The sequence below is a fragment of the Streptomyces sp. SPB162 genome (assembly GCF_029504575.1).
GTDB lineage: Bacteria > Actinomycetota > Actinomycetes > Streptomycetales > Streptomycetaceae > Actinacidiphila.
This window is the reverse complement of record NZ_JAQFII010000001.1, coordinates 2,473,898-2,495,145: the sequence shown is the minus strand read 5'-3', so window position 1 is coordinate 2,495,145 and position 21,248 is coordinate 2,473,898. Positions and strand designations below refer to the sequence as shown.

Sequence of the window (21,248 nt, the reverse complement as noted above, 5' to 3'; positions counted from 1 at the left end):
CTTGGCTTGCTATCAACATTACACAGTCCCCTTGATGGCATGAATTGCTGCGGCGACTCTATAGCCGTCAGGCCAACGAGAAACATTTAGTCTGACCCCGTGGATGAACCTCGGTCGAAGGTAGATGTGCTGCGCATCCATGCCCATCCAGAACGACCAAATCGCACTAAATGGAAGGCTCGCGTCCGCCAAGTGGCCCTCTCGCATGGAAGGTTGCACTAGAAGAGGGTTGACATTCATGCCTCGAAGAAGATAAAGGAAGAGTAAAGCTCTTTTAAATCGGACACAATGGACACTTCCTTGCCCTTCCAGTCGATGTGAATGGGCATTCCTGTTCTCTGTTATTCTTCGCCGGTCATTCTTGAATTGTGCAAGGGGTGGGGCATGGGCAGGTTCGGCGTACGCGGACTGGCGGTATCACTGACCGTCGCCGCGTTGATGGCAGCACTACCTGCCGCCTCGATTGCGGCCCCGGAGGATGCCTCTGCGGGCGGCTTCCCGGATCCGAAGAAACCGGCGGCTGTCCCGGTCACGCCAGTTGCCATCGGCGGCAACAAGCCACGCAAGGATGCTGCGGCCGCCCGTGCGAACCAGGCCACAGCGAAGGTGGTGTGGCCTGCCGCCGGCAGCAGCGAGGTAGATCTGACGGCCATCCCCGCGCCGGCACGAACGAAGTCCGTTGCCCCGTCACTTGCCGCACGATCACCCCAAAGCGCCGGCACCCTCCCCGTCACGATCGCCCCCGCCGCAACCGGCACTCGCGCAGGTTCCGCGGAACCGACGAAGATCAAGGTCACCGTCGCCGACCGTGCGACGGCACGCACCGCCGGCGTCGACGGCATAATGCTGTCCGTCGCCCGCACTGACAACGCCACCACCCCGGGGCCGGTCCAGGTCCAGGTCGACTACACGGCCTTTCGTGGTGCGTACGGCGGCGACTGGGCCGCACGCCTGCACTTGGTGCAGATGCCAGCCTGCGCGCTCACCACGCCGGACAAACCCGCATGCCGCCTCACCCGCCCGGTGGACTCCCGCAACAACACCACGTCCGGCACACTGACCGCTCAGGTCGACGCCGCACCGCAGACGACCGCGGCCGCCGCGCGCTCGGCCGCGCCGACCGGTGCAACGGTACTGGGATTGACCGCTGATACCTCGGGTTCTACGGGTGACTACAAGGCCACCTCCCTGCAGTCGTCCGGGTCATGGAGCCAGGGTGGCTCCAGCGGAGCGTTCACCTGGTCCTACCCGATCGGCGTGCCCGCAGTGCCGGGCAGCTTGCAGCCTTCGGTGTCACTGGGTTACTCCTCGCAGGCGGTTGATGGCAAGACCGCTGCCTCCAACAGCCAGGCGGGCTGGCTGGGTGACGGCTGGGCTTACGAGCCGGGCTTCATCGAGCGCCGCTACAAGAGCTGCAACGACGACCAGGCCGGCGGCACCAACACCACCAAGGTCGGTGACCTGTGCTACGCCACCAGCAACGCCACGATGTCGCTGGGCGGTAAGAGCACCGAGTTGGTCTACCAGTCGGGTAAGGGTTGGCACGCGGCTGATGACTCCGGCGATAAGATCGAAAAGCTGACCAACGCCACCACCGTCACCGGCAACGGCGACAACGATGGCGAGCACTGGAAAGTCACCTCGACTGACGGCACCCAGTACTTCTTCGGCCTGAACCGGCTGCCAGGCTGGAAGGACCACACCACCCCGGAGACCAACTCGACGCTGACGGTCCCGGTCTTCGGCAACCAGCCGGGTGAACCGTGCTACAACGCCTCGTTCGCCGCCGCACACTGCGACCAGGCCTGGCGCTGGCAGCTGGACTACGTCGTGGACCCCCACAACAGCGCGATGGCGTACTACTGGAAGCAGGAGACCAACAACTACGGTCTCAACTTTTCGGAGACTACCGGCAAGGCAACGGCGACCGGTTATGACCGTGCCGGGTACCTGGATCACATCGACTACGGCCTGCGCAACGATGCCGTCTACTCCGGCAAGGCCATGGGAAAGGTCACCTTCGCCGTCGACGAACGCTGCGAATCCGGCTGCGACACATTCGACGAGACGAACGCCCACAACTGGAAAGACGTACCGTTCGACCAGTACTGCAAGGACGGCGCGGAGTGCAAGGACCAGTACTCCCCGACCTTCTGGTCCCGCAAGCGCCTGAAGACCATCACCACCCAGGTCCTGACCGGCGGCGCCTACAAGGACGTCGACTCCTGGGCGCTGGCACAAACCTTCCCGCCGGCAGGGGACGGCATCTCCACACCGCTGTGGCTCAGCTCCATCCGCCGCACCGGCCTGGCCGGCGGTAACCTGCCGCTCGATCCGGTGACCTTCAGCGGTGAGCAGCACGACAACCGGGTCGACAAACTCGGCGACGGCCTGGCCCCGTACGTCCGGCTGCGGATGTCACAGGTCACCACGGAGACCGGTGGCACCATTGGGGTGTACTACTCCGTCCCCGGCTGCACCGTTACCAGCCTGCCACCGACCGACGCCACCAACACCACACGCTGCTACCCGGTGAAATGGGCGCACGCGGGCGACACGGCCACGCAGGACTGGTTCAACTCCTACGTCGTCACCAAGGTCCTGGAAGGCGACAACCTCGCCACCACCCCGGACAAAGAGACAACCTACGCATACCCCGACGGCGCCGCCTGGGCGAAGTCCACAGACGAGTTCACCAAGGCCGAGGACCGCACCTACTCCATCGCCCGCGGATACGGGCGCGTCCAGACCCGCACCGGCACCGACCAGGACCCCAAAACCCTGAGCGAGGCCCGCTACTTCCGCGGCATCGACGGCGCGGCCGTCGCCGACTCCTCGGGTGCCACGGTCACCGACCGCGAGCAGTTCGCCGGCATGGTCCGTGAGACCGCCACCTACAACGGCGACGACACCACCAAACTCATCGCCGCCACCTCCAACACACCCTGGCGCTCGGCGGCCACCGCGACACGGATCCGCCCGGGCCTACCGGACCTCGTCGCCTACCGGACGGGTATCGCCGACGAGCAAACCCGCACCACCGTCGCCGCCGGCACTCGCGCCACCTCCTCGCACCGTGAGTTCGACGAGTACGGCATGGTCAGTACCCTGTCCACCACCGGCGACAGCGCCATTGCCGGTGACGAGTCATGCACCACCACCACATATGCCCGCAACACCAGTACCTGGCTGCTGAACAAGGTCTCCCGCACCCAGACGGTCGCCAAGACCTGCGGCACACCGGTGACACTGCCCCAAGACCTGCTCAGTGACGTCCGCACGTACTACGACCGCGCGGCTACATGGGGAGACGCACCGTCCAAGGGTGACGTGGCCAAATCCGAGCAGATCAACGGCAAGGGCGATGGCTACGACACCGCCACCACCGTGCCCAGCACCTGCGGTACGCCGGCGAATCAGCTCTGTTACGACGTCTACGGGCGCGTCTTGGCTGCCACCGACGCCTACGGCAAGACCATGACCACCAGCTACCTTCCCGCTACCGGTGAAGTCGCTACCCAGACCGTGATCACCAACGCGCTCGGCCACAAGACCGTTGCCACGCTCGACCCGCTGCGCGGTCAGCCCACCTCCATGACGGATGCCAACGCACGGGTCACGAGCAGCACTTTCGACCCGCTGGGCCGCACGACCCAGATCTGGGCCCCGGGCCGTTCCGCCGGTGACTACCCCACAGCGCCGAACTACAAATTCGACTACCTCGTCCGCAACACCGGGCCCGTCGTCGTCACCACCAGTGCCCTGACGCACAACGGTGACATCTATCAGACGTCCTACGCCATATCCGACGGCCTGATGCGTCCGGTCCAGACACAGGCGCCGGCTGCGGACGACTCCGGACGCACGGTGACCGAGACGTTCTACGACACCCGGGGCCTGGCCTGGCGCTCCTCCGGCACCTACTTCGCCACCGGGAGTCCCCAACCGGCCCTGGTCACCGGACAGGAACTGAAATACCCGTCCTCCGCCGACACCGTCTACGACGGCGCGGGACGCACCACAGCGGTGATCGCGCGGCGATTCGGCGTCGAAACCAAGCGCGCGACCACCAGCTACACCGGAGATACCACCACCGTGGTGCCGCCGACGGGCGGAACCTCCACTACGACGGTCGTCGATGCCCTGGGTCGAACCCGTGCCGTCAAGCAGTACACGGACGCCGCTCGCACCGTGGCGCAGACCACCGCCTACACCTACAACGACCACGGTCAACTCGCTCAGGTGAAGGACGCGTCGAACGCGACCTGGACCTACACCTACGACGTTCGCGGACGACAGACCCAAACCAGCGACCCGGACAAGGGCACCTCGCTCAGCACCTACGACCAGGGCGACCGGGTCACCGACGTCACCGATGCCCGGGGCATCACCTTGCACACCGACTACGACGCGCTCGGCCGCAGAATCACCCTCAAGCAGGGCACCACCGCCCTGTCGGCCTGGACCTACGACACCGCGACCGGAGGTATCGGCCAGCCCGCTACGTCCACCCGCTACGTCGGCTCCGCCGCCTACACCAGCGCCATCACCGCGTACAACGAGCTGTACAAGCCGACCGGGTCCACCGTCACCGTCCCGTCGGTGCCCGGGGCCGAGGGACTGGCCGACACCTATGCCTGGTCGGCCGAGTACTACCCCACCGGTCAGCTCAAGACGACCTCCCAGCCGCCTCTGGGCGGGCTGCCCGAGGAAGACGTCCTCACCGCCTACAGCTACCACGCGAGCCTGCCCGTCACCCTGCGCGCGGGAGACGGCGACGACTCACTGGTCTCCAACACGGTCTACGACGCCTACGGCCGCCCCTCCGTCAAGGACTTCGGCGGCTTCGGCAAGAAGATCCACACCACGAGCACCTACGACGATCACACCGGCGCCCTGACCGACCAGACCACCGATCGGGACCTGGCCCCGGCACGCATCGACGCCACCCATTACACCTACGACCCAGTCGGCAACATCACCTCCACTGGCACCACCAGTGGTCAGGGCGCCACCGCCAGCACCGACACCCAGTGCTTCGCCATGGATGCCCTGCGTCGTATCACGCAAGCCTGGACCGCCACCGACAAGTGCGCGGCCGCCCCCAATGGCACCTCCTCCGCCACCGTCGGCGGACCGGACACCTATTGGACGTCCTACGCCTACGACGCGCTCGGAAACCGCACCACCGAAACCCAGCACAAGACCCCTGCCGGTCCCGCCACCGACGCCACTCGCACGTACAAAACCCCGGCCGCCGGCAAGCACAACCTGCCCGGCGTCAGCATCGGCGGTACCGACGTCGAGACCTACACCTACGACCCCGCCGGTAACACCAAGACCCGCAAAACCGGCACCAGCGCCCAGCAAGACCTGACCTGGGACGCCGAGGACCACCTCGCGAAGGTCACCCAGGGCACCAGCAGCACCAGCTACACCTACGACACCATCGGCCAACGACTGCTCCGCAAGGACTCCACCGGCACCACCCTGTACCTGCCCGGTGGCAACGAACTCCTCCTCAAGCCCAACGGCACCAAAGTCGGCACCCGCTACTACGACTTCGCCGGCCAAACCGTCGCCATGCGCACCGGCGGAAAGATCACCTTCCTGCTCGCCGACTCGCACGGCACCGCCACCACCCAGATCGACGCCGCCACCCAGGCCGTCACCCGCCGCAAGAGCACCCCCTTCGGTGCGCCCCGCGGCACGGCACCGACTGGATGGACTGGTGACAAAAGCTTTGTCGGCGGCACCAAAGACGCCGATACCGGCCTCACGCACCTCGGCGCCCGCGAATACGATCCCACCCTCGGCCGATTCATCAGCGTCGACCCGGTCATGGACCTCGCCGACTCCCAACAGATGAACGGCTACACCTACGCCAACAACAACCCAGTCTCGGGCAGCGACCCAACGGGGCTGTACTGCGACAGCTGCAACAACGGAAACGGCTGGACCCGTCCCAATGGAGGAACCCAGGGAGACACCGGGGGCGGCATGTGCGGAGACGTGCCCTGCGGCAGCGACGGAACACCCCCGAAGAAAACCGTTCAGACGACCATAACCGACATCGGTCACGGCGAGGCGCCCCCGCTCCCCAAAAAACTGTTGACCGTATTTCAGTCAAAATACCCGTCTATCGGGCAGATGCAGAGAAATGGAACATATCAGCAGCAGTTGAGTTACGAACTCAATGTCGAGCTCTACTTCCGAACTCGCTGCGGATACGACATCACCCAGGATGGTTGCGTTGATATCCGGGACTTCTACCACTTTTGGGACGACGTTCAGGACCTTCCGGAAGATCCCTGCCTGACTACCCTCTGCGGAAATGTAGGACTACCTTTTGTTCTGGGGATGGTCAATGGTGGTAAGCCTGGCGCCGCCGGAGGCTGCAGCTTCTCCCCTGACACTCCGGTCCTCATGGATGGGGGAGAGACCAAGCCCATCGGTGACATCACCGTCGGTGACAAGGTTGAGGCAGCCGATCCGGACACCGGTAAACACGAAGGCCCGCACACCGTCACCGCCACGTTCATCAATCACGACGACGACCTGATCGACCTCACCATCAAGGGCGAAGGCGACGGCAAGCAGGCCACCCTTCACACCACATCCAAACACCCCTTCTGGGACGCCAGCACCCATACCTGGGTCCCAGCAGGGAAGCTCATACCGGGACACAGCCTCACCACTGACAAGTCCCATCTCGTAAACATCATCGCCCTCCGGCCGACTCCTGGCGCCGCCGACCGCTACAACCTGACGGTCGCCAAGCTCCACACGTACTATGTACTCGCGGGCGAGACTCCGGTATTGGTACACAATTGGTCTTGCGAGGTTCCGTTTGGGCCGAAGATGAATTATGAGGCCAACCCAAAACACGCCCGTGGCACGTTGGGTGGGAAAGTGGCTCCGGAGCCGTCGAACCCACAATCCATGCTGGACCGGTCGATGAATGTGAACGATGGGCATCGGATCGCCTATGACGCGGATGCCGGTGAGATTGTGGTGTTCCGCTCTCATGGCGGCGGCACGTATCATGGGTACGTGTCAACCTGGAAGGATCTGAGAGCCAACGAGCAGGGAGTGCTTATCAAGGCCAAAATCTTCAAGCCAAACGGCAAGCTTAGATGAGGGGTTGGCGCAAATGGAATTTCCGGTGATCAAGCCCGGAGACATCTATGAGGATTGCGCATTCCATCCGGTTCTCTGTCTAGAATCATACGAGGATACGGTGATCGGCATCTCCTTGATCGATGCATCCGCTCCTAGGAATTGCTCGCTCAGACACTGCGGAGTCGTGAAATTGACGCTTGCAGATGTGATTGAGATCCGTCGCGATTTCGCTGGCTATGTCGCGAGGCGGGAGTTGGAATTTAACTCCGAGTGATTGAGAGTTCGGCTTCGTATTTCCGTGAAAGTAGCAGGAGTCCCACCAGAGTTTGTTTGGGTGGGACTCCTGCAGTGCTTGACGGCAACGTCAAGAGACGAAGGTTGCTACGGGGGCTGCAGTTCGTCGGGCCCATCGCCGCCTTCGATAGCGTGCCCGAGCTTGTCGATGGCTTGCCGCTGGAGGCGGAGTCGCACGTGGGCGTAGGCGGAGGTGACGCCGATGTTTACGTGCCCGATGCTGCTGCCGGGGTGGCCGAGTGGTGTGTGGCCTGGGGTGTGAGGTCGACTACAAGGTCTGCTGACGGCCGACGTCGGCCATCCACCTACAGCGACAGATCACAGGAGGGCGACCTTCGACACTGGTGCGGAGTGGCCGTTGGATGGCAACGGCCACTCCCGTGGCGGGCGAATACTCGCGCTCTCGCGGTCCTGCGAACTCCCCTCGTCGGACCTCGAACCGGACCCTTGAGCGCCGCCAGCCCTAGGTGTATTGATCACGAGCGTTGTTGACAGTCGTGGGTCTTGAACATGGCGAAGACCTCCGGTGTGGTGGAGCTGTCTAGGAACGTCCGACGCACCGGAGCCCGCAGGACGGGCGGAGGAGCCGAACCGGCTCAACCTCATCCAGCTTCGCGCCGCGCTCACCCCGGCGGTGGGGCTCGTGGACCAGGACGCCCAGGCCGTGGGTGAGGAACCGAACCTGCGCGCCTACGCTCGAACGGTTCGAGACGCGCGGGTGCTGTACTTCTCCGACAGCTACAAGAGCGTCGCCGCCCAACTGCCCGGCCTGTTGCGGGACGCCGCGCGGGCCGTCGCCCACTACGACAGCGGCGAAGAGCACAGACAAGCCCTGCTCGCCCGCGCCGAGGCGTTGCGCCTGGCCGGCACGTACCTCACACAGGTGAGGCAGTACGACATCGCCTACGCGGCCCTTCGCGGCGCCATCACGGACGCCCGGGAGGGCGGGGACCTGCTCGCGGCTGGCTCCGGAGTCGGCTGCATGTGCTGGCTGCTGGTGCGGTAGGGCCGGCTGGAGGAGGCGGAACACATCGCCGCCCAGCGCAGGCCGAGGAGTTCGCCCTTGCGGAGCCCGGTGCGCAGGGCGAGTTCGAACAGCGCGCTCAGCCGGTGACCGTGGGTGGCAGCCAGGAACCCGCGCGCCTCATCGGCGGTGAGGGGTTCGAAGCGGCTGGGCCTCGGGGTTCCCATGCGGACGTTGCGGGCGACGTTGCGGGGGATCTCCTCCTCCCGGGCGGCGTGCTCCAAAGCGGACTTGAGCACGGAGTGCACGTAGGCCAGCGTCAGCAGGGACAGCCGCTTGGAGCAGCACGTTCCGATGGCGCAGCACTGCGGCTGGTCGCGGGCGGTGTAGAGGCCGCGTGCGCAGCACTGGCAGGTGGTGCGGAGTTGGTCGAGCCAGGTGCGGACGTCCTTGGTGGTGAGCTCGGCGAGCTTCTTCCGGCCGAGCCCATGAATGAGGTAGAGGCGGGTGCAGGCGGTGTAGCGGGTGTGGGTGTTCTCGCGGAGCTGGTGGACGGCGACGTTCTCCATCCAGTAGCCGTCGGATTTGTCTCCGGCGGGGTCTCTGCATGGTGCTGGGAGCGTCTGACGGCAGTAGCTGGCGGCAACGTCAGCGGACGGGTGCTGCACAAAGCGGTGATTCGTCGCCGTTGTCGCCGTACCCGGCGGGACTAATGGACTGCGGTATGCGCCCGCCGCACAGCCGACTCGCGGCCGGGCCCTGGCAGTCCGTGCTGACGCTCCTGCCCGGGCGGAGGCGGAGGTGCTGTCTTCACTCGGAGACGACATGATGCTGTGGTGTACGACTCGGTACCGGAAGTTCGTCAGGCTGCAACTGACGGATGTCGAGACGGGGACTCCTCGGTAGCCCGCGCGATGGCCTGGCGCTGGAGGCGGAGTCGGACGTGGGCGTAGACGCCGGCGGCGACGCCGATGTGGGCGTGGCCGAGGAGTTCCTTGATGACGACGAGTTCGACGCCCTGCTCCAGGAGAGGGCGTTGAAACGTCTCAAGTTCAGCGCCGCACTGCCAACCCGGCTCGCGGAGGCCACCCTTGCTGCACGGCTCGCGGATCTAAAGGGTGCGGCGGCTGCGCTCAGAGAACCGTCCAGGTTCATGGCTGCGGGACAGTGACTTCGATACTGCACCCAGTACGGCGGCAGGCGGGCCGCCATCAGGTCGGCGACGACGAACTCGGTCGGCGTTAGGTGCGGATGTCGCGCTGTTGTACGTCCTTGAGGATGCTGGCCACGGTGGCGAAGTCGTTGTCTACGTGGAGCACGGTGTGGCCGTGCTGGACCGCGGTTGCGCAGATCAGTAGGTCGATCGGGCCGGCGGAGCGGTGCTGGCTGCGCTGGGTGAGTTTGTATTGGGCGGTGTCGACCCAGCGCCACGCGCCCTTCGGTACCGCGGACAGCGGGCACAGCGCGTCTAGCTCCTCGGCCAGCTCGTCCCGGTGTGACGGGCTCGTGGCCGAGTACAGGAACTCGGTCCGCGTGGGTTCACAGACACGGAACACCCCGGCGGCGATGTGTCCCTCCCAGGGGCGTAGCGCCCCTGGCGTGCGGAACAGATGCCACAGCGCCGAGGTGTCGAGCAGATACGAGATCACTCGAAGGCCGCCCGCCGGGCCTGCTTAACAGCGTCATGGGCGGCGGCGGCCTGATCGAACTCACCCTGGGCCCCGCGGGCAACCAGCTTCTCAGCAGCCTCCAGCCGCTTGACCCGGTCCACGTAGTCGCGTAGGGCCGCGTTGACCGTCTCCTTCTTCGTCGTGAGGCCCATCAACCGCATGGCCTCTGCCAGCGCCTCGTCGTCGAGATCAATTTGGGTGACTGACACAACCGACCATCCCCCTGATGCTGATGTATGTATCTACGATACATCACCAACATTGGCGACCCAGGAAACGGCAAGCTGCGCGTCGTCGACGGTCCGAGGGCCCGGTGCCTCATGGGCGCGACCATCGGCGCCAGGAAGTTCGACGGCAGGGTCAGCCTGGGCGTGTGTGGCCCTGTTGGGCGACTCCAGCCAGTCCGCGGGAGTCGCGAAGCTCGGGGAGGGGGGACCGTTTCCTCTTGGGGCCGTTTCATCTCTTCCATCGACCGAAGACTACGAAGAAGGCCCAATGGCACGGCATCGTTCTGGGGCGCCAACAGTGCGCCGCCGAGCGGAAGCAGTCCGAAATCGCGGAGCGGCACGAGGTCCGGCGGCCGATGTCCTCGAACTGCAGTTCCCGATGCCCGCGTCCTGCCAGTGTCCCGAATTTAGGTTCCCGGGCGCCTGTCAGTCCCTCGCGGCGACTCGCCTCGGCAATGGTTCGCAGCATCTGGGCAGGTCAGGCGGGTGCCAGTCGCTTCGGCCGCTCTGCAGCCGAACTCCCGAGCAGCGGATTTGTTCCGTTGAACCGGAGTTGACGCTCCAACACCTCACAAGGAACGTTTCCGCAGGTCAGAGCATGTCTGTTGTGGGGCGGGTGGGACTCGAACCCACGACCGACGGATTATGAGTCCTTTGGGGATCTTGGCGGCCCTTGATCATGTGTGCTCATTCAGTACGTTTTTGCTGGTCAGATGGGGTAAGTAATATCGACCCCTGTTGCTCTTTGTCGGTCTGTTCCTATCCTTGTGTCCCGACTGTGTCCCGAACGCGTCCCCGGTGGACGAGGACCCCACGCTCCCCGGGGGTCGCGCCAGCTCGGGGTAGGCGCTCGAACCCACGACCGACGGATTTCCCTTCCAGCGCGTAGAAGCTCAGACCCGTCGCCTGGCGAGTGCGTCAGCTACTCCCCGCCGCACCGCCATGGCCGCCTGGCCGCCGCGTCGGTACAGGTATCGGCGTCGGTGGTGGCCCCGTTGGGGTGAGGGCAGCATCCGCGAGATCGATGTCGCCGCCGATGATGATTTTGCCAAACAGCCATACCAGTCGCGTGGCTCGCGCCACCCCCAGGGCTATAGCCACCGAGGCCAGCCAGTGCGCCCCGCCCGGGTCCTGCTGTTTCGTGTCGAGGATGATGGCCAGCAAGCACAACCCTGAGACCACCAGTGTTGCGCTGAGGATGCTCATCCAGTTTCGCCGGAATTGCGGCCCCTGTACGGGATGCGTGCGCAACGTGCGCATGCGCTCTCCGGTGGATGCGGCGTACAGGGTGACAGCCGCGGTGATGAAGCTGCCGACAACTGCGGCGACGGTCGCGGTTGCCGTATAAACGGCGATGCGCTGGTCCTTATCGGGCCAGGCCAGGACATCCCCGCCCCCTGTGATCCACACAGCCGCCAGTTGCCCCCCGGTGACCGTCAGCGCGAGGATCCAGTCGACAGCGGGTCGGCCCACCCATCGTCGCCACAACCAGTCCAGCATGTCGCCCCCCAGTCCTGAGCTGCTGTTCAGGGTAGCGGCCGGTACTGACAGGCTTCCTGAAGCGCACTTTCATGTGTACGGGCCGCGCGGAAGATCGCGTCGACGGCGTATCGAAGGTCCACCGAACGACCGTCGGTGAAGGCGACCGGCACTTCGCACTGCGCTGTGATGCGGTGGGCCAGGAAGTCGAGTGGCTCGTACTCAAGGGACTGTCGGTGCGGGTCGCGTATGGCTACCTGGCCGCTGACGGAGCGCACCACCCCCGACTCGTCCATCCATTCATCGAGGTCGGGGATGAACTGGAGCACGTCGCTGCGCAGTTGGGTGGCGGCCCGGTTCCTGCGGAGCTTGCTCAGCCGCCCGCCGCGCCTGGGAACCTTCAGGGAGAGGGTGATGGAGGTGTCGGGATGACGCTGCCCGAAACTTCGCAGCGAGTCTGCGAGGTCGCCTCGCGCCCCCAGGGCGCTGACGGTGTCTGCCGGGGCGCCTTCGAGCTGCACGGTGAACTCCGACACCGCCTCGATCCGGTTGAGTTTCTCACGGGATCGCGCATGAATGACGGGCTTGAGTACAACCTCGCCGCAGGGGAGGCCGATCCCGTTCAGCCACTTGGTGATGGCGCTGACGCGCGGTGCGGAGAAGCCTCCGTGTAGGGCGCCGATGATGTTGCCGTAGGGCAGGAAACAGAGCGTGGTCACGTGGACGACGTCTGTGCCGGCCGCAAGTTGTAGAGCTTCAATGGTGCCGTTGCTGTGGTCGAGCTGGTGTGGCACCTCGCCGGTGATCTTGGCGAGCTGCAGGTGATCAGTCGCGGTGGTCGTATCTACGATCCCGACCAGTTGGTCGTCCGCGCTACGCACGATGCGCTCGTGTGGTTCCGAGGCCGCGACGTGGTCGAGGAAGCGTCTCCAGGGCTGGGGTTCCATACGGGGCTGACCGCGGTGGGCTTCCACAATCTCGAAGAAGAAAACGGTTCGTTTGCGTACAGTCCCGGCCATATCCGTCTCCCCCGCCTGCGGCTCGCTGAGTACCCCATGATCGTAGAAGGGTCCTCTGCGGCGTATGGCATACCGGCCACAGAATGGCCAGATAGCGACGAGCTCTCTGGGGTCTGCCTGGCGGTAGTCCGAGTTTGCCTCGGTTCACTGCGATGTGGCCTCCCACCTGGCAGGATGTCCCATTCAGTAGTCTGACGATTTCAGAAAGCCGTGATTCGCCCCATACCATCTCCCTCGGCATCGATCATGCCGACGAGCAGGCGAGCCCGGCAGTGGAAAGGTGCGGTGAACGGCGGTGGCGGCAGCAGCCGGCCAGGCGACCCCCAGGCCCGGACCACCTCAGGTGAGACGCTGGTATCAGACGCGGCCGTCACCGTTCCCTTGGGAGCAGGCGGCTCTCGATCACGTCAAGCAGCGGATGCCGGTCACCGCCCCCCACTACGCGTGTGCGACCTTCTCCTTCACGGCGATGAGCGGCCGTATCAACGAGTGTGATCTTCTCATCGCAGTACCGCGCGGCCTGTACCTGGTCGAATTGAAGGGGCACCCCGGTCGGGTGGTCAATACCGGCGATACCTGGAGCTTTCACGCTCCTGATGGCCGGATCCGTACGATCCGCAATCCGCTGCACCTCACCGACCTGAAGTCCAAGGAGCTCAAGTCCCGCCTCCAGCAGGCCGCCGATGATCTTCACCTGCGGATTCCGCGCATCCCGCGCATCGACCCGGCGGTCTTCCTCTCCGATCCGCTGCTCCAGAGCGCGCTGGATACGGTGCAACGTACCCACGTGTACGGACGCGATGGTGCCGTAACGGGGCTGCCCGGCATCTGGGACGACTTCTTGAGTCTGCCGCCGGAACGTGAGAGCTCGCGTGTTACCGAGGACTTCACCCGGCACCTGCCCGAGCTGATGAAGAGGATCGGGGTGCGGGCCTCCACCGCCCACCTCGACTTCGGCGATGGCTGGAAACTTTCCTCCCGCCCCCTGGATGCGGGCCCCACCTGGGAGGATCGGCTCGCCGAGCGCAAGGAAATGATCCACGAGGAGGGCCGGGTCCGGGTCTATCTCGTCGAGCAGATGGCGAGCGAGGACAAGCGCCGCTCGGCTACTCGGGCGGCCGAGCGTGAGTATCAGGTGCTTCAGGGGATCGCCCACCGCGGTATCGCCCAGGCCGTCGCTATCCGCCAGCACCAGGGCGGGCCGGCAATCCTCTTCCGCCACCGTGAGAGCGATCTTCGCCTTGACAACTACCTGGCGGTGCATGGAGCGAAGCTGCCCGACGCGGTACGCCGTGACATGGTGCGCCAGCTCGCCGAGGCTGTTCGCTACGCCCACCGTCGCTCGCTCTACCACCGCGCCCTGGCCGCTCGCTCGGTATACGTCACTGCGCGCGATAACGGCAGCAATCCGGTCCTGCGGATCATCGACTGGCAGGCATCCGCTCGCGACTTCGACACCACCTCCCTGCGCTCGCTCGGCGAGGCATCCTTCACGGGGGAGCACATTGAGGATGCTGCCCAGTGCTATCTCGCGCCGGAGACAGACGCTGACTTCCCCGACCCTGTGGACCTCGACGTCTTCGGCCTGGGTGCGGTCGCTCACCACATCCTGACCGGGATGCCGCCCGCCGAAACCCGTACTGCGCTCAAGGAGCGGCTGCACGCAGACGGCGGACTGCACATGTACGCAGTCAGTGACGCGGTCGACTCCGGCCTCGACGAGCTGGTGTACGCCGCTACCCGATCCTCGGTCGACGAGCGCCTCGACTCCGCAGACGCATTCCTCACCTGGCTTGACCAAACCGAACAGGCCAGTGCCGCCGAGGCCGCCGCGGTGGAGGCCGATCCTCTGGATGCCACTCCTGGCCAGGCCGTCGACGGCGACTGGACCGTGGAACGAGTCCTCGGCTCAGGCGCCACCGCACGTGCCCTGTATGTGACCCGCGTCAGCGAGGACGAGCGCGGCCGGCTGGTAGCGGAGGAACGGGTCCTCAAGGTAGCTCTGGACGCTGAGAAGAACGAGCGCCTGGCCTCCGAGGCCGCAGCTCTACAGCAGGTCAGCAGTGGCCGGATCGTCAAACTCTACGAGGGCCCGCGCACCCTCGCCGGCAGGACTGTGCTCGCCCTTGAATACGCGGGACCTGAGACCCTCGCCCAGCGGCTGCGCAGCCATGGGCCATTGGGATACGAAGAGTTGGCCTCCTGCGGCGAGGACCTCTTCACGGCGCTGGACGATCTTGCAGCCAGGGGTATGCGACACCGCGATCTCAAGCCCGATAACCTCGGGATCAAGGTCCGGGAGGACGGAGAACAGCAATTGATGCTGTTCGACTTCTCCCTGGCAGCAGCCTCCGATCGGGACATCAAAGCGGGCACCCGCGGCTACCTGGACCCATTCTTGGGTGATGCACGGCGGCCCGTGTATGACGACTACGCGGAGCGGTATGCGGCTGCGGTCGTCCTGTACGAGATGGCCGCCGCTGAGCGCCCCGCGTGGGGAACCGGCCAGGAGGACCCTAACGTCGGGATCGAGGACGAGCTCCCGTTCATCGCTTCCGATGCCTTCGTAGCCGTATTGAAGCCGGGACTTGAGGCATTTTTCGAGCGAGCCCTGCACCGGGACGTCAACCGCCGCTTCGAGACTTTGCGGCAAATGCGGGATGCTTGGCGGGCGATCTTCGCCGAAGCCGACCGTATTCAGCCGCCGCCGACCACGGACAACGTTTCGCTCCTTGGGGTTGGCGAGTTCCCCGAGGGGCTGTCTGAGGACGCCGTCCGGGATCTGTGCGCGGACAGAGCGAAGTGCACCACGACTCTCAGGGACGCCGGCTTGACCGCGCGGGCAGCGGCGGTGGCCGAGGAACTGGGGGCCGTGACGGTTGGCGAGTTGCTCGATGTGCCTCTGCCCAGCTTCCGGAACAAACGTGGGATCGGCGCGGTCGTCAAGAAGGAGCTCAACCGGCGGCACCGACAGTGGACGGCGGCGCTGAGGCCGAGGAAGTCCAAGGTTGCGCAGGCTGCTGCGGCAGTGAAGCCGGTTGAACCGGCCGCTGGTGGCACTGTTGGCGCGGAGCACGAGTCCCGGCAGACCGTGGAGCGGCTCGCGGCACTCCTCAATCCGGTACCGGCGGGCCGCAAGGACAACAAACGGCCCCAGGTTGTCGCGGCCTGGCTCGGGCTCGACGGCGCGTCGGCGGTCGGCACTTGGCCAACCAGCCGGCAGGTGGCGGAAAGGGTCAAGGTCTCTGAGTACACAGTCTCGAAACATCTTGGCTCGGCTATCGGCGTCTGGGCCGAGACGGGCTGGATGGACACTGTCCGTGATGAGCTCGTCGAGGCAGTCGCTGGCGCCGGCCGTGCGATGACCGCGCGTGAATTGGCCCGGGTACTCGCTGCAGCTCATGGATCGGAGAGCGAGACTGACGAAGGCACACAGGCGGCCGCTTTCGCCGTCGTACGTGCTGCGGTCGCGGCCGAGGTGCTACTCACCGGCCGTGACGAAGAGCATGAGCCACGGCTCGCGCAGATGCGGCGCAGAGGACGGCTGATCGTAGCCCTAGCATCACTGGACGGCTCCGACGACCCCACGCCGGAGGAGCTCGCAGCGTACGCCGTAGCGTTGGGTGACGCGGCCGACAAGATCGCTGCCACCGAACCGCTGCCCGATCGCGTCGTGACTTTGCGTGATCTGAGGGCTGTGGCGACCCCCGAGGACATGAACCCGCTGCCGGACGCCCGGTTGGTCACGCTGGCGGCCGCGGCCTCGGCGGGCGCGGCCGCGTCGCCACGGCTTGAGCTGTACCCCAAGACGCTGGAGCTGTGGCGGGCCCTGCAGATCTCGCAGGCTGCCTCCGGCGTGCGCCGCGAAGTGGGAATCAGCCGGGACGGGCTGCTGGCGCGGCTGCGTTCCCGCTTTCCCGAGATGACGCTGGGCAAGCCCACGTATGTCGAGGTCGAGGACGCGCTGCAGAAAGCTGGCTTCGCGCTGACCTACGAGACGACGGAGCAGCGTTTCAAGCCGTTGGCGCCGGTCACCCCGATGGGCGGCGGCAGCAGTTGGCTGTACTCATCCTCCACAGGAACGGTGACGGCGGCCTCCCGCGCGCAGGCTGCGCGGGCGGGAGCCGGGCGCGATCCGGTGGCCCTGCTCACCGAGAAGCTCAACTCCGCTGTACGCGAAGGTGGTTTCCTCGCACTTAATGTGTCCGTTAGGCGATTGCGGGACGAGAGTGGATCGGTGATGGAGGCGGTCGCGCGTGCGTTCCCGGTGGTGCCGGTGAATCTCGGGCGGGTCTTCCTGGATGAGTTCCAGGCGCTGGCCGCCGAACACGGGACGGACTGGTCCAAGGTGCTGGGCGCGGACACCCGCTACACCAGGAGTGGTGCATTGCCGGGCGGGCTGCGGTCGTTTGTGGTCCGGGTGTGGCCCCGGGTGGCGGAACGTTTGGCGGAGGCTGCCGGGCGGGAGCCGGGGACGGTCTTGTTCGTCCACACGGCAGGGCTGCTCGCCCACTACTACGAAGCGGGCGGGCACGAACTGCTGGTGGGACTCCAGCGGGAGGCTCGCAAACCAGGTGGCCGGCCCCACGGGCTGTGGCTCCTCACTCCTTCCCACAATGCGCAGGGCACACCGGAACTGGACGGACGCACAGTGGAGGTGACCGGCGGCGACGCGGAACGCGTGGTGCTGACCGAGGGCTTCCTCAAGGACTTGGCCGCACATCGAGAGGGACTGGCACAGTGAGCGCGCGCGGTAGTGGTGGCGGCAGCAACAAGGACGGTCTGCTGAGGGACCTCCGCAAGCAGGTCTCGCTCCTGGAAGACGACCTGCGAGCGCGCAGCGACTCGGTGGAGGCGTACCGGGAGGAGCTGAGGGCGGAGTACGCCAAGGCATTCGATGCCGGGCGTACGGCAGCCACGTACGAGGCGTGGAGGGACGAGCGGGTTACGCAGGTCGCGGCGGCGTGGGTCCTGGGCTGCGTCTTCGTCCGCTTCTGCGAGGACAACGAGCTCGTCGCCAGGCCGTGGCTGGCGGGCGTCGGCGAACGTCTTAAGGACGCGGAGGACCACGACGCGGCGTTCTTCGCGGCCTACCCGGAGAAGAACGACCGCGACTGGATCATCGCCGCCTTCGACCATCTTGCCGGGACCAACCGAACGGTCGCTGGTCTGTTCGACCGTGCGCACAACCCCCTGTGGGAGATCGAGCCCTCGTACGAGGCGGCGACCGGGCTCCTGAAGTTCTGGAGGCGGGTGGGGGCTGACGGCGAGATCGTCCACGAGTTCGTGGACGAAGACCTGGACACCCGATTCCTCGGAGACCTGTACCAGGACCTGAGCGAGCACGCCCGGAAAACGTATGCGCTGCTCCAGACCCCGGTATTCGTCGAGGAGTTCATCCTCGACCTGACGCTGGAGCCGGCAGTGGCTGAGTTCGGCCTCGAGCCAATCGTCGAGGTCCGTGACGGCCACGGCATTGTACGCGAACTCCCTGCGGGTTTGAGGACGATCGACCCGGCGTGCGGGTCGGGTCACTTCCTGCTGGGGATGTTCGAGCGGCTGTTGGAGAAGTGGCGGAATACGGACAAGGCTGCGGACGACTGGACCCTGATTCGGCGGGCGTTGGCCTCGGTACATGGCTGCGATAAGAACCCGTTTGCAGTGGCTGTAGCACGATTCCGTTTGCTCGTTGCCGTCCTAAAGGCTGCGGAAAAGCGGCGGCTGGATGTGTTGGGGGAGTTCCCGATCAATATCGCAGTGGGGGACTCGCTGCTGCATGGGCGGGACGCGGGCGTCGTGGGCGATGACCTTTTCTCTAGTACGAAGCAGTTTCTGTATCGGACGGAAGACGTCGACAAGTACGTACAAGACTGTGACCTGCTAGGCAAGGGCTCGTACCATTTGGTGGTCGGCAACCCGCCCTACATTACGGTCAAGGACAAAAAAGAAAACCAGAATTACCGGGATGCATACGACACATGCGCGGGGACGTATGCGCTATCGGTGCCTTTCGCACAGCGCATTTTCGAGCTCGCGGTGCGCGCGAGCGGGTCGGAGCGCGCGGCGGGGTTCGCCGGGCAGATTACGGCGAACTCCTTCATGAAGCGAGAGTTCGGTAGGAAGCTGATCGACTGGTTCCACCAGAAAGTCGACCTCACACACGTCATCGACACCTCTGGGGCCTATATTCCGGGACACGGAACTCCGACAGTTATCTTGATTGGTCGGAACAGGCTAGCTTTTCAGGATGACCAAGTTAGAGCTGTCCTAGGGATTCGTGGGGAGCCTTCGCAGCCGAGAGAACCTTCAAGAGGCCTTGTATGGACGTCCATCACTAAGCGGATCAACCAGCCGGGTACGGAGGATGACTGGGTTACCGTCCTGGACACGCCACGCACAAGATGGGTCGATCCCCCTTGGTCTCTCTCTGGCGGCCAGGCCAGTGTAGTCCTGGCCAGGCTAACGCAAAAAACAATTAAGATGCTTGATTCAATTTCTCCACCCATCGGAAGAGGCATCCGCGCTGGCGCGGATGAAGCCTACATGCGGCCCCTTCGTTCGACGTTGCGAACAGTTGCTCCTCGTTCGGGAATCAAACCCCTTCTGTCGGGAGAGTCTAATCGGGACTGGTGCTCCTCGCCCGAACAGGGAATCTGGTTTCCTTATGTGCGAGAAGTTACTGATGGCGAAATTGCGATCGAGATGTGGCCTTGGCGAGCATTGCTAGCAGAACGGCGAACCTTCCAGGGGAATATGGAGGATGCGGGGCTTCGATGGTGGGAGTACATGCAGTACACGGCGTCCCCATATCAGACTCCATTGTCCATTACCTTCGCTTTCGTTGCCACGCATAATCACTTCATTCTTGATCGCGGTGGCAGTATCTTTAACCGCCATGCGCCTGTGATTAAGTTGAGGGAGGGATCGACCGAGGACGATCACTTGGCGCTGCTTGGGGTGCTCAACTCGTCGGTGGCGTGCTTCTGGCTCAAGCAGGTCTGCCACAACAAGGGCAACAGTGTGGATAGTCGAGGCGCACGGACTACCTCTGTCCCCTGGGAAGATTTCTACGAGTTCACCGGCACCAAGCTTCAGGAGTTCCCTCTTCCTGCCCGCCTCCCCCTCCCCCTCGGCTGTGCCCTCGACGCCCTAGCGCAGGAGCTAGCCACCCATGAGCCGTCCGTCGTTTGCACCGCCGACGAACCGCCCACCCGGGCTCGCCTCGACGCCGCCCACACCGCCTGGACCCGCACCCGGGACCGCATGATCGCGCTTCAGGAGGAGCTGGACTGGGAGGTCTACCACGCCTACGGGCTCCTCACTGACGCCGAGAGAACTCGCCTCACCGCTCCCTCTCCAAGCACACCCCCTCAGGTCAAACTCGGCGAGCGCGCATTCGAGATCGTGCTCGCGCGTAAGCAGGCAGCCGGTAAGGCGGAGACCGCTTGGTTTAACCGGCACGGGTCCACCCCCGTCACCGAGATCCCGGCCCATTGGCCGGACTCGTACCGGGACATCGTGCAGGCTCGTATTGACACCATCTCCGCACGCCGTGACCTCGCGCTCATCGAGCGCCCCGAGTGCAAGCGGCGTTGGGCAGCCGACCCCTGGGAGAAGCGCGAGAAGGTCGCACTCCGCACTTGGCTACTGGACCGCTGCGAGGACAAAGCCTTCTGGTACCACGTCCTCAACGACTTCGAGCAGCCCCGCACTCTCACCGTAGGCCAGCTCGCCGACGAGCTGGAGAAGCGGCCAGACGCGGAGGCGATCCTCAACGCCGCGCGCCTCTACGCGACTCACCTCGGTAAGCCGAACCTTTCTCTCGCCCTGGTCCTGGCAGACGTAGTCGACACCGAGCACGTCCCCTACCTCGCCGCCTATCGCTACAAGGACACTGGCTTGCGCAAGCGCGCACAGTGGGAGAGCGTCTGGGAGCAGCAGCGCGAGGAAGACCGTACGGGGGAGCGCCTGGACATTGCCGTGCCTCCGAAGTACGCCTCTGCGGATTTCACCAAGCAGTCCTACTGGTCAAACCGCGGGAAGCTCGACGTGCCCAAGGAGCGTTTCGTGTCCTACCCGGACGCGAATCCCGACTCCGACCCGACGCTCCTCCTCGGCTGGGCCGGCTGGGACCAGCGTGACCAGGCGACTGCCCTGCTGAACCTCGTGAGCGAGCGCCGCAAACAGCAGGACTGGCCGACCGAGCGGCTCGTGCCGCTGCTCGCCGGGATCGCGGAGCTCATGCCGTGGCTGCGTCAGTGGTTCGGGGATATCGACGAGGAATGGGGCGAGGAGTCTGCCGCCGAGGAGTTCCAGAGCTTCCTGGACGGGGAATTGGCGAACGCACAGCTCACCCCGGCTGCCCTCACTGACTGGCGTCCGGTGAAGAAGACCCGGGGGCGTAAGGGGGCAGGCACGGCCGTGCAGACGCAGTCAACGCTCGCGATGGAGACGGTGGAAGACGATGAGTAAC

The 21,248-nt window shown here is 65.1% G+C and carries 8 protein-coding genes and 2 pseudogenes; 4 read left to right on the top strand and 6 right to left on the bottom strand.

Annotated features, from left to right (window positions below; genetic code table 11):
- Positions 1–321 precede the first annotated feature (321 nt).
- Positions 322–7,140: an RHS repeat-associated core domain-containing protein gene (locus M2266_RS11525; RefSeq protein WP_277438113.1), complete on the top strand. Its 6,819-nt coding sequence runs from the start codon at positions 322–324 to the stop codon at positions 7,138–7,140.
- 802 nt (positions 7,141–7,942) lie between these two features.
- Positions 7,943–8,422 carry a hypothetical protein gene (locus M2266_RS11520; protein WP_277438112.1) on the top strand — a complete coding sequence of 160 codons (480 nt, stop codon included), beginning with the start codon at positions 7,943–7,945 and terminating at the stop codon, positions 8,420–8,422.
- A gap of 32 nt (positions 8,423–8,454) precedes the next feature.
- Here M2266_RS11520 and M2266_RS11515 read toward each other — a convergent pair.
- From M2266_RS11515 to M2266_RS11485, 6 genes and pseudogenes are all read right to left on the bottom strand, one after another.
- Positions 8,455–9,207, bottom strand: a pseudogene (locus tag M2266_RS11515) (site-specific integrase); the annotation flags it as partial.
- Between the two features lie 35 nt (positions 9,208–9,242).
- Positions 9,243–9,410, bottom strand: a pseudogene (locus M2266_RS11505) (site-specific integrase); the annotation flags it as partial.
- A gap of 211 nt (positions 9,411–9,621) precedes the next feature.
- Positions 9,622–10,029, bottom strand: coding sequence for a PIN domain nuclease (locus M2266_RS11500; protein ID WP_277438111.1), 408 nt, complete (start codon positions 10,027–10,029; stop codon positions 9,622–9,624).
- On the bottom strand, positions 10,026–10,259 hold the full coding sequence (locus M2266_RS11495) for a type II toxin-antitoxin system VapB family antitoxin (RefSeq protein ID WP_277438110.1): 234 nt from the start codon (positions 10,257–10,259) through the stop codon (positions 10,026–10,028). Before M2266_RS11495 ends, M2266_RS11500 begins: the two co-directional genes overlap by 4 nt.
- Before the next feature lie 936 nt (positions 10,260–11,195).
- A complete protein-coding gene (locus M2266_RS11490; protein ID WP_277438109.1) occupies positions 11,196–11,777 on the bottom strand; it encodes a hypothetical protein in 582 nt (193 codons plus the stop codon).
- A 26-nt stretch (positions 11,778–11,803) separates the two neighbouring features.
- On the bottom strand, positions 11,804–12,775 hold the full coding sequence (locus M2266_RS11485) for a hypothetical protein (RefSeq protein WP_277438108.1): 972 nt from the start codon (positions 12,773–12,775) through the stop codon (positions 11,804–11,806).
- Positions 12,776–13,070: 295 nt separating this feature from the next.
- Between M2266_RS11485 and pglW the strand changes: the two genes are divergently transcribed.
- Positions 13,071–17,519 (top strand): BREX system serine/threonine kinase PglW, encoded by a 4,449-nt coding sequence (pglW, locus tag M2266_RS11480; RefSeq protein WP_346780881.1) that lies wholly within the window; start codon positions 13,071–13,073, stop codon positions 17,517–17,519.
- On the top strand, positions 17,516–21,247 hold the full coding sequence (pglX, locus tag M2266_RS11475) for a BREX-2 system adenine-specific DNA-methyltransferase PglX (RefSeq protein WP_277438106.1): 3,732 nt from the start codon (positions 17,516–17,518) through the stop codon (positions 21,245–21,247). Before pglW ends, pglX begins: the two co-directional genes overlap by 4 nt.
- The last annotated feature ends 1 nt before the right edge of the window (position 21,248 follow it).